The organism is Bacillus sp. JJ783 (assembly GCF_036963225.1).
GTDB classification, from domain to species: Bacteria; Bacillota; Bacilli; order Bacillales; family Bacillaceae_G; genus Bacillus_A; species Bacillus_A cereus_U.
The window spans coordinates 611-879 of the sequence record NZ_JBALMG010000233.1 but is presented as its reverse complement, the minus strand read 5'-3'; the positions used below and the strand labels follow the sequence as shown (position 1 = coordinate 879).

Below are 269 nucleotides of genomic sequence, written 5' to 3'. Positions count from 1 at the left end.
ATGGTTCAAATCTATATTTTAAAAAGTTATATAGAAGAGAACAAGCTATTAATTAGGGGGAAAAACACATGCCGAGCCGATCAAGTTAAGATATCATAATCCCCCTGATACTACCCCCAAAGGAAATACCGTATTGCAGAGTATAAACATTTTACTTCCTAGTGGAGTGAAATTCAATTTCATTTCTATAACTCTCCATGTCTCCACTCTTTATTATGAATATCTAATCCTTCTTGATCAAAGAAATGGAGAATAAATTCTTTTTCATC

The 269-nt window shown here is 32.3% G+C and carries 1 pseudogene; it reads right to left on the bottom strand.

The annotated features are described in order from the left end of the window. Positions 1–185 precede the first annotated feature (185 nt). Positions 186–269, bottom strand: a pseudogene (locus tag V7038_RS29645) (DUF6241 domain-containing protein); the annotation flags it as partial.